This is a genomic window from Sphingopyxis solisilvae (genome assembly GCF_015475875.1).
Taxonomy (GTDB): domain Bacteria; phylum Pseudomonadota; class Alphaproteobacteria; order Sphingomonadales; family Sphingomonadaceae; genus Sphingopyxis; species Sphingopyxis solisilvae.
The window spans coordinates 21,242-37,041 of record NZ_JADKYM010000004.1; the positions used below are offsets into that span (position 1 = coordinate 21,242).

Sequence of the window (15,800 nt, forward strand, 5' to 3'; positions counted from 1 at the left end):
GGGCTGCCATGCTCCCGCTCAGGGAAGCTCGCGGCCGACCGGATAGAGCAGGTAGCGTTCGTCATAATAGGGCGTACGCGCGTAGAACCAGGCGAGCCGGGCGTTGCCGTCGGCGGCAAAGGCGGGATCGGCGGCCAGCTTCGCCTCGAACTCGCGGCGCAGCGCCGCATCCTCGGCCAGCATCCGGTCGGCCAGCGGCGCGATCGCATAGGCTTCGATATATTCTGTGCGTTGCAGCATCCCCGGAAAGAAATTCCATGCGAGCAGCGAATCCGCGCTTTCGGGCTCGAGCATAGCGGCGGCGAGCAGCCCGAGCGGCTGGTCGGCGGGCACGCGCACCGACCCCGCGGGAAAGGTCTCGCTGCGTTGTTCGTGCCGGTATCCCGCCGCACTCAGCGGCACATGCCCTTCACTCGCGGCACCAAGTTTGGGGTCCTCGATCCGCACCATGTCGAGCGTCATCCGGCGCGGCGCGTCGATCGTCTCGAACGCGATGCCATGGACCTCCAGCCGCTCTATCACCTGCGGCGCGGTCGCCGGAACCCACCAGGCCGCGGGCAGCGTCACCCGCTGTTCCGGTTCGCTGCCGAACACCGGCATCTGTTGCGCGACCGGCCGGCCAAGCCAGCGTATTTCATCGCGTCCCGACGCCGCCGAACGATAGCGCTCGTGGACGATCCCCTTGAAATCGACCGTGTAGAGCGGGTCGGTTCGCGGTTTCCATTTCACCACCATATCGCGCGGCCGCGCGGCGCGGTCGGCTTCGATCGCGGCGCGCAGCGCGGCACCTTCCTGCCCCGCCAGCCGCAGCGCCTCCTCCACCAGCACATAGGTGCCGAGCACCCGCTGGCGATAGGGTTTCAGCGAATGTGTCTCGACAAGGACCGTCGGCAGCCGCCGGAAATCGCCATAGCCGGTCGAAAAGCGGGGCGTGTCGGGGTCGTGGCGAATGCCTTTCTCCGGATCGCGATTGTCGAGCGCGCTGACATAAAGCCCCGGCGTATGCCCCGCGCGCGTCAGCGCGGCGTCCATCGACGGGCGCAGCTTCGTATCGAGCCAGCGGCCGATCGCGGGCGAATTGGCATAAAGCCCGCGCCACCCGGCAAAGGCATAGGCGACATCATATTGATGGTCGGTGCCGTCGGTGACGTGGAGGTCGAGGTAAAGCGCCGGGTCGATCCGGTTGATCAGTGCCAGCATCGCCTGCATTTCGGGCGCATCGGCTTTCAAATAATCGCGGTTGAGGTTCAAATTCTGCGCCGTGGTGCGCCACCCCATCGACCGCGGTCCGCGCTGGTTCGGGCGGTTCCACGGACCCGAGCGTTCATGCCCGTCGGCGTTGAAGATCGGCACAAACACCAGATCGGCCTGGTCGAGCAGCCGGTGCTTGCCGCGGTGCGCAATGTCGCGCAGCAACATCATACCCGCGTCCTTGCCGTCGATCTCGCCCGCATGGATGCCCGCTTGGACCAGCAGCACCGGCTTGTCTGCCCCGCCCTTGCTGGCGCGGACGAAATAGAGCTCGCGTCCCTCTGCGGTCGTACCGAAGCGCTCAATCGACAGGAGCTGCGGCGCCGACGCGACGAGCCGGTCGAGCCACGCGCGCGTCGCCGCATAATCGGGCGTTTCGGCAAAGCCGCTCTGCTCCGCGGGGGTGATCCAGGGGTCGCCGGCTGCCACGACCAGCTTTTCGCTCGCCCCGCTCCACTGCACCAGCGGCGGCAACGGCGCCGCCTGCTCTGCCGCGGCGGGGCATGAGACAAGCGCGAGTGCGGCGGCCAGGCATCGAATCATCGGGCAATCCTCTCCATCATCCCGTTTACAGGGTCTATTGTCGGCGTTTCATATGCAGCAGCGGCGCCGTGGCGGCGATCTATGCGGCGCCGGTTCGGGCTTGTCATCCCATATCCGCGAAACTTTACCGGCGGTTGCAAAGGCAACGCGCCTGCGATCCGATAGCACGCGACGCGGGGTCCGCCGACACCCGCAGCCGTCGCCCCAGCACCGTTTCCGGCCCGCAATCAAAATCTGCGCAAGCACGCTTGTTTTCGCCCCGACACGCTGATAGACGCGCGCCTCGTTGCCGCTTTAGCTCAGTTGGTAGAGCACATCATTCGTAATGATGGGGTCACAGGTTCGAGTCCTGTAAGCGGCACCACTTTCCCCCGAGCGCGATCATTCTGCCGGTGTCGAACGACGCCGGTACGCCGCTGCGCGCCGTCATTTGCCAACAGTTTTCAGAAGTCCCGTCGCCGCGCAGGAAAATGGTGCCCAGAAGAGGACTCGAACCTCCACGACCTTGCGATCGCCAGCACCTGAAGCTGGTGCGTCTACCAATTCCGCCATCTGGGCACGGGGTAGGAGCGGGCGCTTAGCGGCGCGGCTGGCCGCTTGTCAACCGCGGCGCGCGGATCGGACATCATTTATTTGCCAAGGCGCCGGAATCGGCCCGTCAGCCTGCCTCGCCCCTTGCCCCCTTCCCCGCTTCGCGGCATGGGGTGGCGGGCGCCGCGCGCCAGGCGCGGCCAAAGAGAATCGATCACAGGCGGACGTTATGCAGAAACTGGACGGGCAATTGATCACGGTGCTGGGTGGCGGCGGCTTCGTCGGCCGCTATGCGGTGCAGCGGCTGCTGGCGCGCGGGGCGCGGGTGCGGATCGCGCAGCGCAATCCGCGCGCGGCGACCTTTCTCAAGCCGCTCGGCGGCCTCGGCCAGACCCAGTTTGTCGCCGCCGACGTCCGCGATGCGGCGAGTGTCGCCCGCGCCGTTGCGGGCAGCGATGCCGTCATCAATCTCGTCGGCGCGTTCGGCGACATGCAGGCGGTGCAGGCCGACGGCGCCGGGCATGTCGCGGCGGCTGCGGCGGCCGCCGGTGTCGGCACGCTGGTTCATGTCTCGGCAATCGGTGCCGACCGCGACAGCCTGTCGGCCTATGGCCGCAGCAAGGGCGACGGCGAAGCGGCGGTGCGCGCGACCCTTCCCGGCGCCGCCATCTTGCGTCCGTCGATCGTCTTTGGCCGCGAGGACCAGTTCATCAACCGCTTCGCCGCGATGATGCGTGTGTCGCCGGTGATCCCGGTCATCGCACCCGCGACAAAGTTCCAGCCGGTATATGTCGGCGATGTAGCCGATGCCGTCGTGGCGGCGCTGGCGCCGGCGGCGGCGGGCCAGCTGTACGAACTGGGCGGGCCGGAGGTACTGACCATGGCCGCGCTGCTGCGCTGGATCGCCAATGCGACGGGCCGGTCACCGCTGTTCGTCGACGTCCCCGATTTTGTCGCGTCGGGGCTGGCGAGCGGTCTTGGATGGGCACCGGGTGCGCCGATCACCAAGGACCAGTGGCTGATGCTGCAACAGGACAATGTCGCCGCTGCCGACACCGCCGGGCTGGCGCAGCTGGGCATCGTGCCGACGTCGCTGGCGGCGGTGGCCGACGGCTGGCTGGTCCAGTACCGGCGGTTCGGGCGTTTTGCCCAGCACGCCTGACCTGCAGCACAGGCACCCCCCACCCCGCCCGATCATTCTGGTCGCTGGGGTAAACCAACCCCAGGACATCTATGCACGACCTAGCCACGATCATCATTCTCGGCATCATCGAGGGGTTGACCGAGTTTCTGCCGGTTTCCTCTACCGGACACCTGATTCTCGCGGCCGAACTGCTCGGTTTCACCGGCGAAGGATCGGCGGCGTTCAAAATTTCGATCCAACTCGGCGCGATCCTGGCGGTGCTCGTCGCCTATCGCCAGCGTTTCTGGAACGTCGGCATGGGGTTGCTGCGACAGGACCGCGATTCGATCCTGTTTACGCGAAACATCCTGATCGGCTTTCTGCCCGCGATGCTGATCGGCGCCGTCGCTTATGAAGGCGTCCGCGCGCTGCTTCAGTCGCCGACGACCGTCGCCGTGGCGCTGGTGCTCGGCGGCATTGCGATCCTGGTCATCGAGCGCATGGTCAAGGTGGTGAAAGTGGAAAGCGTTGAAGCAATGCCTTTGGGGACCGCGATCGCCATCGGCGCCATCCAGTGCATCGCGATGATCCCGGGGGTCAGCCGTTCGGGCGCGACGATCATGGGGGCGCTGCTGATGGGGGTGGAGCGCAAGACCGCCGCCGAGTTCAGTTTTTTCCTGGCTGTTCCGACGATGGCGGGTGCCACGGTCTATGCGCTGTGGAAAGACCGTGACGTGCTGGTGATCGATGATCTGAGCGCCATCGCCATCGGGCTGGTCGTCGCCTTTGTTGTTGCGCTCGCGGTGGTCAAGTCGTTGGTTGCGATCGTCGGTCGCTTCGGCTTCGCACCCTTCGCCTGGTACCGAATCGTTGTCGGGACTACCGCACTGATCTGGCTCTCGGTCAGATAGGGCCGATTTGGTATTATATATGAAACAATGTTGCGCCTGATTTCGCGACGTGTCGAATTGGATGAAATTTTAGGTCATTATTACTGACCCAAACCCGTTTTCCTTCGTGACAGCGCAGGCCCGGCCATGCATCTGCCCCGCTCGGAAGGGGAATTTGCATGGCCACCGATCGCATGCTCCGGTTTGTCGAGCGTGAACAATCCTATCCGGACAAAAGATCCGCCGCGGATCGCGCGCAGGATTTCCGCGAAATCGCGGAACGCTACGCCGCGCCCGATGCCGATGAACAGGCCGCGCGCTGCTCGCAATGCGGCGTCCCCTATTGCTCGGTGCATTGCCCGCTGCACAACCATATCCCCGACTGGCTCCGCCTGACCGCCGAGGGGCGGCTGCGCGAAGCCTATGAGCTCAGCAACGCCACCTCGACGATGCCCGAGATCTGTGGACGCATTTGCCCGCAGGACCGGCTGTGCGAGGGCAATTGCGTCATCGAATTTTCGGGCCATGGCGCGGTGACGATCGGTAGCGTCGAGAAGTATATTACCGACACCGCCTGGGCCGAGGGCTGGGTCGAGCCGCTGCATCCGGGCACCGCGACTGGCCAGTCGGTGGGCATCATCGGTGCCGGCCCCGCGGGGCTGACCGCCGCCGAATATCTGCGCGTCGCGGGGCATGAGGTGCATGTGTACGACCGCCACGACCGTGCCGGCGGGTTGCTCACCTATGGCATCCCCGGCTTCAAGCTGGAAAAGGACGTCGTGATGCGGCGCATCGACCGGCTGGTCGCGGGCGGCATTCAATTCCATCTGGGTTTCGAGGTTGGCGCCGACGCGACGCTCGACCAATTGCGCCAGAAGCATGACGCGATCCTGATCGCGACCGGTGTCTATAAGGCGCGCGAGATCCATGTTCCGGGCAACGAAGCCGACGGCGTCATCGCCGCGCTCGACTATCTCGTCGCGTCGAACCGCAAGGGTTTCGGCGATGCGGTTCCCGCCTTCGACGACGGCCGCCTCGACGCCGCGGGCAAGCATGTCGTCGTCATCGGCGGCGGCGACACCGCAATGGACTGCGTCCGCACCGCGGTGCGGCAGGGCGCGAAGTCGGTCAAATGCCTCTATCGCCGCGACCGCGACAATATGCCGGGGTCGCAGCGCGAAGTGTCGAACGCCGAGGAGGAAGGCATCGAATTCGTCTGGCTGTCGGCGCCCGAAAGCTTCACCGCCGACAGGCAGGTGAAACAGGTTGCGGTCGCGGGCATGCGCCTCGGCGCCCCCGATGCCAGCGGCCGCCGCAGCCCCGAGGTCGATCCCGGCCGCAAATTCGACCTGCCCGCTGACATGGTGATCAAGGCGCTGGGCTTCGATCCCGAGGAACTGCCCCATCTGTTCGGTTCACCCGATCTGTCGGTCACGCGCTGGGGTACGCTGCGCGTCGATCATCAGACGATGATGACCAGCCTGCCGGGCGTTTTCGCCGCGGGCGACATCGTGCGCGGCGCCAGCCTGGTGGTGTGGGGCATCCGCGACGGCCGCGACGTCAGCGACCAGATGGCAAAGTGGTTGAAGGCGAAAGCAAAAGGCGAAATGAAGGCAGCATGACCAACAGGGGAAGGAAATTCATGATGTCGAAGTTCAAGATGCTGCTGCTCGCCGGCACGATGGCGCTGACACCGTTCGGCCTGCCCGTCGCTGCCGCGGCGCAGGAGGCACCCGAGGCCGAAGTCGTGACGGCGGACGCCGGCGACCCGGACAGCGCGGCGATGACCGAAGAAGCGAAGGCCAAGATGCAGCGCGAGATGAACGAAATCATCGCGCTGGTCGAAAAGATCTTCGACACCAGCGACCTGCCCCCGATCGAACCGGCGCGGCTGGCGCTGGCGCAGCAGACGAGCGACGCGCTGATCCCGCGCGGCGCGCTCGAAAAGATGATGGACAATATGTACGGCAAGTTCCTCTCGACCCTCATGGGCGAGATCGGCGGCACGTCGGACATCATGCTGTCGATCAAGACCGGGGTTGAGAACGACAAGATCGCGATGCTCGACGAGCAGACCAAAAAAACCGTCTCCGACATGTTCGACCCTTATCGCCAGCAACGCGAAGACCAGATGCTGAAGTTCATCCGGCCGCTGGTCAGCGAAGTGCTGGCCGACATGGAAGCGCCGATGCGCGCGGGGCTGGCCAAGGCCTATGCGCGCAAGTTCAGCGTCGAGCAGTTGACCGAGATGAACGGCTTCTTCGCGACGCCGACCGGCCGCATGTTCGCGGGCGAATCGCTGGCGCTACAGGCCGATCCCGAAGTGATGGTGGCGATGGTGCGCGCCGTTCCGGCGATGGTCGGAAAATTCATCGACCGGGCGCCGGAGCTCGAGGGTCAATTCAAGAGCATGGAAGAGCTGCCCAAGGAAAAACAACTGGGCGATTTCAGCGACGCCGAACTGAACAAGCTGGCCAAACTGCTGAAGGTCAACGTCAAGACGCTGAAAGAGCACCGCGATCTGTGGAACACGGAGAGCGACGATGCCGTGACGATCGCGGCCGACGCCGCAGAGGCTGCTGCCGATGCGGCTGCGGACGCGGTTTATGACGATCCGTCGTGGAACCGTGCCAACTGGTCGGAGGCCGATCTGGCGCAAGTAGAGGCCGCAGAGGAAGCGTCCGACGCCGCCGCGACCGCTGCGTTCGAAGCGCGCGAAGCGGCGATTGCCAACGCCCGCAAAAAGCTCGGCCTGCCCGATCCATCCGAATAAGTCGCCCGACTGTCAGGACACACGATGACCCACTACCCCACCCCCGACCACGCGCGGCTTGCCGAGCATGGCATGTATCGCCCCGACCTCGAATCCGATGCCTGCGGCGTCGGCATGGTCGCGGCGACCGACGGGAAGCCGTCGCGCCGCGTCGTCGAGGCAGCGATCGAAGCCTTACGTGCCGTGTGGCATCGCGGCGCGGTCGATGCCGATGGCAAGACGGGGGACGGCGCGGGCATCCATGTCGACCTGCCGGTCCGTTTCTTCGACGATGCGATTGCGGCGTCGGGGCACAAGGTGCGCCCGAACCGCCTCGCCGTCGGCATGGTCTTCCTGCCGCGCACCGATCTGGGCGCGCAGGAAGAATGCCGCACGATCGTAGAGGCCGAGATCATCGACGCCGGTTTCACTATCTACGGCTGGCGCCAAGTGCCGGTCGACGTTTCAGTGATCGGCGACAAGGCGCAGCGCACCCGGCCCGAGATCGAGCAAATCATGATCGCCGGACCGCTACCCGACGAAGCCTCGCTCGCCGAGTTCGAAAAGCAGCTCTACCTCGTCCGCCGCCGGATCGAGAAAAAGGTCATCGCGGCGCAGATTGCCGACTTCTACGTGTGCAGCCTGTCGTGCCGCTCGATCATCTACAAGGGGCTGTTCCTCGCCGAGAGCCTCGCCGATTTTTATCCCGACCTGACCAGCAAGCTGTTCGAAAGCCGCGTCGCGATTTTCCACCAGCGCTATTCGACCAACACCTTTCCGCAATGGTGGCTGGCACAGCCGTTTCGCTGCCTCGCGCACAATGGCGAAATCAACACGATCCGCGGCAACAAGAACTGGATGAAAAGCCACGAGATCAAGATGGCGAGCCTCGCCTTCGGCGAGCATTCGGAAGACATCAAGCCGGTGATCCCCGCGGGCGCATCGGACACCGCGGCGCTCGATGCGGTGTTCGAGACGCTGTGCCGCGCCGGTCGCGATGCGCCGACCGCGAAGCTGATCCTGGTGCCCGAGGCGTGGATCAACGAAACCGAAATGCCCGCCGCGCACAAGGCGATGTACTCCTATCTCGCCAGTGTCATGGAGCCTTGGGACGGCCCTGCGGCGCTTGCAATGACCGACGGCCGCTGGGCGGTCGCGGGCATGGACCGCAACGCGCTCCGCCCGCTGCGCTATACGCTGACCGCCGACAATCTGCTCGTCGTCGGCTCCGAAAGCGGCATGGTGCTGCTCCCCGAAGCATCCATCCGCAAAAAGGGCCGTCTTGGCCCCGGGCAGATGATCGCGGTCGATCTGGAGAAGGGCACCCTCTATGAGGACCGCGCGATCAAAGACAAGATCGCGGGCGCGCATGATTATGGCGCGCGGGTCAAAGGCTTCCGCACCATGGCCGACCTGCCCAAGGGCGGCAAATCGAGCCTGCCCGTCTTCGAGCGCAGCGAATTGCTCCGCCGCCAGGTCGCCGCAGGGCTGACCATGGAAGATATGGAGCTGATCCTGTCGCCGATGGTCGAGGATGCGAAGGAAGCCGTCGGCTCGATGGGCGACGACACCCCGCTTGCGGTCATTTCGGACAAACCGCGCCACGTGGCGCAATTCTTCCGCCAGAATTTCAGCCAGGTCACCAACCCGCCGATCGACAGTCTGCGCGAACGGCATGTGATGAGCCTGAAGACGCGCTTCGCCAACCTCGCCAACATCCTCGACGAAAAGGGGCAGAGCGACCATGTCCTCGCGATCGATTCGCCGGTGCTGGTCGGCGACGACTGGGACCGGCTGCGCGCCTATTTCGGCGATGCGGTCGCCGACATTGATTGCACCTTCCCCGTCGGCGGCGACGCCGCGACCCTGCGCGAAGCGATCGCGCGCGTCCGCCGCGAGGCGGAGGATGCGGTGCGCGCCGGGCGCAGCGAATTGTTCCTGACCGACCAGAGCATCGGCGAAACACGCGTCGGCATGGCAATGGTGCTCGCCGCCGCCGCCGTCCACACCCACCTCGTGCGCAAGGGGCTGCGCAGCTACGCCTCGATCAACGTGCGCTCGGCCGAGGTGCTCGACACCCACGCCTTTGCGGTGCTCGTCGGGGTCGGCGCGACCACCGTCCACGCCTATCTAGCCGAAGCCGCGATCGCTGACCGCCACGCACGGGGGCTCTTCGGCGACCTCAGCCTCGACGACTGCCGCCTGCGCTTCCGCAAGGCGATCGACGACGGGCTGCTCAAGATCATGGCGAAGATGGGGATCGCGGTGATCTCGAGCTATCGCGGCGGCTATAATTTCGAGGCGGTGGGGTTGAGCCGCGCACTCGTCAACGACTTGTTCCCCGGTATGCCGGCGAAGATTTCGGGCGAAGGCTATCAATCGCTGTTCATCAACGCGACCGAGAAGCATGAAGCGGCATTCGACCAGCGCGCCACCACCCTGCCGATCGGCGGCTTCTATCGCCAGCGCGCGGGCGGCGAGACGCACGCCTATTCGGCGCAGCTGATGCACCTGCTCCAGACCGCGGTCGCGACCGACAGTTACTCGACCTATCTGCAATTCTCGCGCGGCGTCGCCGACCTGCCGCCCGTGTATTTGCGCGACTTGATGGAATTCAACTATCCGGCGCAGGGCGTAGCGCTCGACAGCGTCGAGGCGATCACCGAAATCCGCAAGCGCTTCGTCACCCCCGGCATGTCGCTCGGCGCGCTGTCGCCCGAAGCGCATGAGACGCTGGCGATCGCGATGAACCGCATCGGCGCCAAGGCCGTCTCCGGTGAAGGCGGCGAGGCGAGCGAGCGTTACCAACCCTATGCCAATGGCGACAATGCCAACAGCAATATCAAGCAGATCGCGTCGGGCCGCTTCGGCGTCACCGCCGAATATCTCGGCGCCTGCGACGAGATCGAGATCAAGGTCGCACAGGGCGCCAAGCCCGGCGAGGGCGGCCAGCTGCCCGGCTTCAAGGTCACCGAGTTCATCGCCCGCCTGCGCCATGCGACGCCGGGGGTGACGCTGATCAGCCCGCCGCCGCATCACGACATCTATTCGATCGAAGATCTGGCGCAGCTGATCTACGACCTCAAGCAGATCAACCCGAAGGCGCGCGTCTGCGTGAAGCTCGTCAGTTCGGCGGGCATCGGCACGGTCGCGGCAGGGGTGGCCAAAGCGCATGCTGACGTCATTCTCGTCGCGGGCAATACCGGCGGCACCGGCGCCTCGCCTCAGACCAGCGTCAAATATGCCGGCACGCCGTGGGAAATGGGCCTGTCCGAAGTCAATCAGGTGCTGACGCTCAACGGCCTGCGCCACCGCATCCGCCTGCGCACCGATGGCGGGCTCAAGACGGGGCGCGACATCGTCATCGCGGCGATCCTCGGCGCCGAGGAATATGGCATCGGGACATTGAGCCTCGTCGCGATGGGCTGCATCATGGTGCGCCAGTGCCACAGCAACACCTGCCCGGTCGGCGTCTGCACGCAGGACGAAAAGCTGCGCGCGAAATTCACCGGCAGCCCCGAGAAAGTCATCAACCTGATGACCTTCATCGCCGAGGAAGTGCGGGAAATCCTGGCTAAACTCGGGTGCCGCAGCCTCGACGAAGTCATCGGTCGCACCGAGCTGCTGCGCCAGGTCAGCCGCGGCGCCGAGCATCTCGACGATCTCGACCTCAACCCGATCCTCGCCAAGGTCGACGCGCCCGACAACCAGCGCCGCTCGCACGGGCTGCTCCGTAATCCGGTCCCCGACAGCCTCGACGCGCAGATTTTGAGCGACGCGAAGCCGCTGTTCGAGCGCGGCGAGCGGATGCAGCTGACGTACAATGTCCGCAACACCCACCGCGCCGTCGGCACCCGCCTGTCGGCCGAAGTGACGGCCAAGTTCGGCATGAACGGGCTCGCTGACAATCACGTCCAGGTCCGCCTGCGCGGCACCGCGGGCCAGTCGCTCGGCGCCTTCCTGTGCAGCGGCATCACATTGGAAGTGTTCGGCGACGCCAACGACTATGTCGGCAAAGGCCTGTCGGGCGGCCGCATCGTCGTGCGCCCGACCGTGTCGAGCCCGCTGGTCAGCCAGCACAACAGCATCATCGGCAACACCGTCCTCTATGGCGCGACGTCGGGCACCTTGCTCGCCGCGGGTCAGGCGGGCGAGCGTTTCGCGGTCCGCAACTCGGGCGCAAAGGTCGTCGTCGAGGGCTGCGGCGCCAACGGCTGCGAATATATGACCGGCGGCGTTGCCGTGATCCTCGGCCCTGTCGGCTCCAACTTCGGCGCCGGGATGACCGGCGGCATGGCCTTTGTCCTTGATACCGACGGCCAGTTCACCCGCCGAGCCAATGCCGAGTCGATCGTCTGGCAACGGATCGACAGCGCGCATTGGGAAGGCGTGCTGAAGGATCTGGTCGAGGATCATGCCAAGGCCACCGGCAGCAAATGGTCGGGCGAAATCCTCGCCGACTGGGACCGCTGGAAAGACCAGTTCTGGCAGGTATGTCCGAAGGAAATGCTCAGCCGCCTCGCGCATCCGCTCAGCGATGCCGAGGCCGAGGTGGTCGCTGCAGAATAATCCTCCCTGTGGCGAAGCCATGGGGAGGTGGCAGCGCGAAGCGCTGACGGAGGGGCAATAGCGCGACGTTGCTCCCCTCCACCCCTCGCTTCGCGAGCGGTCCCCCTCCCCATCGCTGCGCGACAGGGAGGATCGCTCATCCCGTTCCGGCTGCACTTCACCGCAATGTGGTGGCACGTTCAGCCCAGCGAAAGCGTTACATCGCTAGACACACTGCCTTTACCGAACCTTGCGTCCCTTGGAAGGATGAAAGCCATGACCCGCTTCGCCCTCATCGCCCTCCCCCTGCTCGCGCTCGCCGCGCCGCTGCCCGCGCTCGCCGCCGACCCCGAGTTGCGCGATACCGTCGCGACGCTGAACGACCCGGTGGTGCAGGACCGCATGGCCGATACGGTCAGCGCGATCGTCGGCGCGCTGCTGCGGATGCCGGTCGGGCCGCTGGCCGAGGCGGTCGCCCGCGTCGATCCCTATTCCGATGCCGCCTATGTCCCGTCCGACGCGACGGTCGGCGACGTCACCGGACGCGATCCCGATTATGCCGACCGGATGGGCGCCGACGTGCGGGCGACCACCCGAATGGCCGGGCAAGCAGCATCGGCACTGGCGATTTATGCGCCGGTTCTGAAAGACATGGCGCGTGACCTGGCCGCGCAATGGGAACGCGAACGCGCTGCCGCGCGCCGCTGATACGATAATCCACGATCGAGGACACGCGTGGCGCCATAGCCGTTGCGCACGGCGCCCCGCTGCCGCTATGCCGGACCCATGTGGCAACTCTATCAATTCCCGCTCTGTCCCTTTTCGCGCAAGGTCCGTCTGCTACTGGGCGAAAAAGGCGTTGGATATGAATTGATCCGCGAATCGCCGTGGGAACGCCGCGACGAGTTCGTCGACCTGAACCCGGCGGGGCGCACCCCGGTGATGGTCGATCAGGCGCGCGGACAGGTGTTGATCGACAGCATGGCGATCGCCGAATATTTCGAGGAAACCGTCGAAGGCAAGGCGATGATCAACGGCACCGCTGCCAACCGCGCCGAAATCCGCCGGCTGACTGCCTGGTTCGACCATGATTTCTACTATGAAGTCACCGGCCCGTTACTGTTCGAACGGATGCAGAAACGCATCGTCCATCGCCAGCCGCCCGACGGCGGGGCGCTGCGCGAGGCGATGAAGGCGGCGAACAACCATCTCGACTATATCGACTATCTGATCGATCACCGCACCTGGCTGGCCGGTGCGACGATGAGCCTCGCCGATCTCGCTGCCGCGGCGCATATTTCGGTCGCCGACTATCTCGGCGGGATCGACTGGACGGGACACGAGCAGACAAAGGGCTGGTATTCGGGCCTGAAATCGCGCCCCAGCTTCCGCCCGCTGCTCGCTGAGCGGATGGAAATCGTCACCCCGCCGAAATATTATGAGGATGTGGATTTTTGATCCGGGGCGGTTAGGATAATCGGGACAGCCATGATAGCATTGCGCATGAATCGGGGGATTTGTGCGGACGCCAGAACTGATATTAGTGCCATTTTTAATGCTTGCGGCCGGGTGTACCATCGTCAATATTGACGGGGGGCAAGCAAAGATGCACGCAGGAAGTCTGCGCATTGTAGCACCGGACAATGCCGAGGTTATCGCCGTCCAATCCCGCGGGTTCGGACTGATCCGCGGGGCTGGTAACGTCACACTGGGCTATCAGGACGAAAGCCTAGTATATCAGATTGCTGGCAGTAGTTGCGCGATCATCCTATTCGATGCCAAATTGGATGAAGAAGGCCGCCGGTTTTGGCGCGAATTGGCGCAAACACATAAGGATATCTGTATCAAGAAATAATCGGGTCGCTCGATATCATTGGGGGGATGGTAGAATGAACAAAGCGATCTTGGTCGCGATACTGGCGGTACCGGCTCTCGCGGGCTGTTATCCGATGGAACAGGCGCCGCTGGTGTATGCGTCTAAATCGACCATCGGTGTCGGGGTCACAGCCGGCACGCCGGAAAATCCCGGACTCGATGTGACGATCGGTTTCAAGGAAACCAATGTAGCGCTCGTTCCGGTCGCGGTGGCAAAATATTGCCGCTATTCCAGTCCAACCAACTGCACCAACGCGACCTACGCGATGCAGATAATCCGCGGCGGAAAGGTGGATACCGTTGCAAACCGCGCGATCGACGCCGCCATTGCCTCCAATCAGGAAGAAGTCATCAAACTGAGCAGCGACATTCGTCAGATAGAGCTGGAAAAGAAGACGGCAGAGAGCAATTTGCAGTTGCTCGAGCGGCGATCGGAAGCACGAGCAGCGTTGGCAAGGCTGGGAACCATACCGACCGAAGGAGAGCTGGCATCGCAGACCCAGGCGCGGGCGGATGCTCAGCTGGTCTTGGCGACCGCTGCCGGTGTTGGCACCTCCGACGCGACAACCGAGCGAGCACGCGTGGCTGCGGCGAACGCATTGCTTCAGGCCAAAACCGAGCGGCTGACTGCGGTCAACAACGACATCGCCCGGCTCCGCCTACAGCTTATCCCGGACACGCAGGGATCGCGGGAGGATGCGCTGTCGGTTTACGGTACATTTCGGGGTGGCGGTACCGGCGATGCCAAAGGCGCATCGCTAACCGGCGGCAAGATATTTGCAACGGGAATTGCTGCACAGAATCTTTCCGAGCATGCGGGCGTCGCCGACTGCCTTGCTGCGGTTGGAATTCTGGCGCAACAGTTCAAGGGGACGAATGCCGATGAAGCGCGCAACGGCCTCTTGTCCGACGCGGGTGAGGTGTGCAAACACCGCCCCGCGTCGCGGCGATAGCGTTGGTTCGTCAGCATGCCTTGTATTTCCAGTGCAACTCCTTGCCGTCGGCGACCTGCGCGACGGTCGTCTCGATCCGTTTGACGCGCGTTTCCCCGCGCTTGGCCTCGATCACCCATTCGATATAGTCGCGCCGTTTGCCAGGCGAGAAGGCGTCCCAATGGCCTTGCGCTGCGGCATTGGCCCTGAGCGCGGTACCAAGATCATCGGGCAGGTCGAGCGCGACCTTGGGCGCTGGCGCCGCGCGCTTGGGCTTGCCTTCAGCACACAGTGCCGCCGCCTTCCGGATATCGGCAGCAAGGGCATTGTCGCCCGGCAGGTCGGCAAGCGAAGTCAGCCGCCCCAGGCTGCCCATCGCTCCGGTGTCACGCGGCGATCCGGTGACCTCCTCGTCGCGCCAGAAACCGAAGGTCGCATGCCCCTTGAACGCCGCCATGCTCGCCAGATTCTGTCCGTTCAGCACGAAATGGGGGACGCCCCATTTGAGCGTTTCCTCCGCGCCCGGCGCATGTTGGTGGACGAGTTCGCGAAGATGGGTCAGGATCGGTTGCGCGAACGGCTGGCGCTTCGCGATATAATCGTCGACGCGCGGGTCGCGGCTCACTCCGCGTGTCTCGCCGCGAGCAGATAGTTGAGCGCCTCGCTGCCGCCAAGCTTGAAGCCCTTGGCTGCCGACGGCGACAGGCCTGTGCGGCCGAAAGCCTCGAGACCCGCATCTGCGATCAGCTTGGTCAGTTCCTCGGGTTTCAAAAAATGGTCCCAGTCGTGTGTCCCGCGCGGCACCGCGCCGATGCGCTCGGCGGCCTCGACGAGCAGCAGTTTCGATGCGATCGTGCGGTTCGGAGTTGAAAGGATCATCAGCCCGCCGGGCGCCAGGCGCGCCGCAAGTTCGCCGATAAAGGCCGCGGGATCGGCGACATGCTCGACGACCTCCATCGATGTGACGAGATCGAACTGGCCCGCCGGCAACGCCGCCAGTTCACCTGAGAAGTAGGAAATCGCCAGCCCCTGGCCCGCGGCATGACCCTTCGCCACGGCGATATTCTCGGGCGCCGCATCAACCCCGGTAACCGCCGCACCCATCCGCGCCAGCGGCTCGGCGAGCAGTCCGGCTCCGCAGCCAACGTCGAGCGCGCGCTTGCCGGCGAGCGGCTGGCGCTCGCGCGCGTCGACGTGCCAATGCGTGTCGATCTGCTCGCGGATATAGGCGAGGCGCACCGGGTTCAGCTTGTGCAGCATCGCCGACGATCCGTGCGGATCCCACCAGTCGGCGGCGAGCGCCCCGAAATGCGCGGCTTCGTGCGGGTTGATCGTGGCGGCGTTCATGCGCAACG

The 15,800-nt window shown here is 64.9% G+C and carries 12 protein-coding genes and 2 tRNA genes; 10 read left to right on the forward strand and 4 right to left on the reverse strand.

Going from position 1 to position 15,800, the window contains the following annotated elements; all coding sequences use genetic code 11:
- Positions 1–18 precede the first annotated feature (18 nt).
- Entirely contained in the window at positions 19–1,794 is a 1,776-nt protein-coding gene (locus IR187_RS04135) for a M14 family metallopeptidase (RefSeq protein ID WP_194953451.1), read from the reverse strand.
- A 288-nt stretch (positions 1,795–2,082) separates the two neighbouring features.
- Here IR187_RS04135 and IR187_RS04140 point away from each other — a divergent pair.
- A tRNA-Thr gene (locus IR187_RS04140) sits at positions 2,083–2,158 on the forward strand.
- 107 nt (positions 2,159–2,265) lie between these two features.
- On the opposite strand, the gene IR187_RS04145 is transcribed toward IR187_RS04140, so the two are convergent.
- Positions 2,266–2,352 (reverse strand) — tRNA-Leu (locus IR187_RS04145).
- Positions 2,353–2,554: 202 nt separating this feature from the next.
- Here IR187_RS04145 and IR187_RS04150 point away from each other — a divergent pair.
- The 9 genes from IR187_RS04150 (at position 2,555) to IR187_RS04190 (ending at position 14,466) form a co-directional block, all read left to right on the forward strand.
- Positions 2,555–3,487 carry a complex I NDUFA9 subunit family protein gene (locus IR187_RS04150; RefSeq protein WP_194953452.1) on the forward strand — a complete coding sequence of 311 codons (933 nt, stop codon included), beginning with the start codon at positions 2,555–2,557 and terminating at the stop codon, positions 3,485–3,487.
- A gap of 71 nt (positions 3,488–3,558) precedes the next feature.
- Complete coding sequence (locus IR187_RS04155) at positions 3,559–4,359, forward strand: undecaprenyl-diphosphate phosphatase (RefSeq protein WP_194953453.1); 801 nt, start codon at positions 3,559–3,561, stop codon at positions 4,357–4,359.
- 158 nt (positions 4,360–4,517) lie between these two features.
- Positions 4,518–5,960, forward strand: a complete 1,443-nt coding sequence (locus IR187_RS04160; protein WP_194953454.1) for an NAD(P)-dependent oxidoreductase — start codon at positions 4,518–4,520, stop codon at positions 5,958–5,960.
- Positions 5,961–5,983: 23 nt separating this feature from the next.
- A complete protein-coding gene (locus IR187_RS04165; protein WP_228765535.1) occupies positions 5,984–7,111 on the forward strand; it encodes a DUF2059 domain-containing protein in 1,128 nt (375 codons plus the stop codon).
- Between the two features lie 24 nt (positions 7,112–7,135).
- Entirely contained in the window at positions 7,136–11,659 is a 4,524-nt protein-coding gene (gene gltB, locus IR187_RS04170; protein ID WP_194953456.1) for a glutamate synthase large subunit, read from the forward strand.
- A gap of 255 nt (positions 11,660–11,914) precedes the next feature.
- Positions 11,915–12,346: a hypothetical protein gene (locus tag IR187_RS04175; RefSeq protein WP_194953457.1), complete on the forward strand. Its 432-nt coding sequence runs from the start codon at positions 11,915–11,917 to the stop codon at positions 12,344–12,346.
- A 78-nt stretch (positions 12,347–12,424) separates the two neighbouring features.
- Positions 12,425–13,096, forward strand: a complete 672-nt coding sequence (locus IR187_RS04180; RefSeq protein ID WP_194953458.1) for a glutathione S-transferase family protein — start codon at positions 12,425–12,427, stop codon at positions 13,094–13,096.
- 61 nt (positions 13,097–13,157) lie between these two features.
- Entirely contained in the window at positions 13,158–13,493 is a 336-nt protein-coding gene (locus tag IR187_RS04185; RefSeq protein ID WP_194953459.1) for a hypothetical protein, read from the forward strand.
- A gap of 34 nt (positions 13,494–13,527) precedes the next feature.
- Positions 13,528–14,466 (forward strand): hypothetical protein, encoded by a 939-nt coding sequence (locus IR187_RS04190; RefSeq protein WP_194953460.1) that lies wholly within the window; start codon positions 13,528–13,530, stop codon positions 14,464–14,466.
- A gap of 10 nt (positions 14,467–14,476) precedes the next feature.
- Here the strand turns inward: IR187_RS04190 and IR187_RS17060 are convergent, their stop codons facing one another.
- Together IR187_RS17060 and ubiG are read right to left on the reverse strand one after the other, a co-directional pair.
- A complete protein-coding gene (locus tag IR187_RS17060) occupies positions 14,477–15,070 on the reverse strand; it encodes a YdeI/OmpD-associated family protein (protein ID WP_194953461.1) in 594 nt (197 codons plus the stop codon).
- The gene (ubiG, locus tag IR187_RS04200; protein WP_194953462.1) at positions 15,067–15,792 is read right to left on the reverse strand and encodes a bifunctional 2-polyprenyl-6-hydroxyphenol methylase/3-demethylubiquinol 3-O-methyltransferase UbiG; all 726 of its coding nucleotides are present in this window, start codon (positions 15,790–15,792) and stop codon (positions 15,067–15,069) included. Before ubiG ends, IR187_RS17060 begins: the two co-directional genes overlap by 4 nt.
- Positions 15,793–15,800: the final 8 nt, after the last annotated feature.

Coding starts and splice junctions, on each gene's coding strand:
- IR187_RS04135 (WP_194953451.1), bottom strand. CDS start 1,794: ATGATTCGATGCCTGGCCGCCGCACTCGCGCTTGTCTCATGCCCCGCC.
- IR187_RS04150 (WP_194953452.1), top strand. CDS start 2,555: ATGCAGAAACTGGACGGGCAATTGATCACGGTGCTGGGTGGCGGCGGC.
- IR187_RS04155 (WP_194953453.1), top strand. CDS start 3,559: ATGCACGACCTAGCCACGATCATCATTCTCGGCATCATCGAGGGGTTG.
- IR187_RS04160 (WP_194953454.1), top strand. CDS start 4,518: ATGGCCACCGATCGCATGCTCCGGTTTGTCGAGCGTGAACAATCCTAT.
- IR187_RS04165 (WP_228765535.1), top strand. CDS start 5,984: ATGTCGAAGTTCAAGATGCTGCTGCTCGCCGGCACGATGGCGCTGACA.
- gltB (WP_194953456.1), top strand. CDS start 7,136: ATGACCCACTACCCCACCCCCGACCACGCGCGGCTTGCCGAGCATGGC.
- IR187_RS04175 (WP_194953457.1), top strand. CDS start 11,915: ATGACCCGCTTCGCCCTCATCGCCCTCCCCCTGCTCGCGCTCGCCGCG.
- IR187_RS04180 (WP_194953458.1), top strand. CDS start 12,425: ATGTGGCAACTCTATCAATTCCCGCTCTGTCCCTTTTCGCGCAAGGTC.
- IR187_RS04190 (WP_194953460.1), top strand. CDS start 13,528: ATGAACAAAGCGATCTTGGTCGCGATACTGGCGGTACCGGCTCTCGCG.
- ubiG (WP_194953462.1), bottom strand. CDS start 15,792: ATGAACGCCGCCACGATCAACCCGCACGAAGCCGCGCATTTCGGGGCG.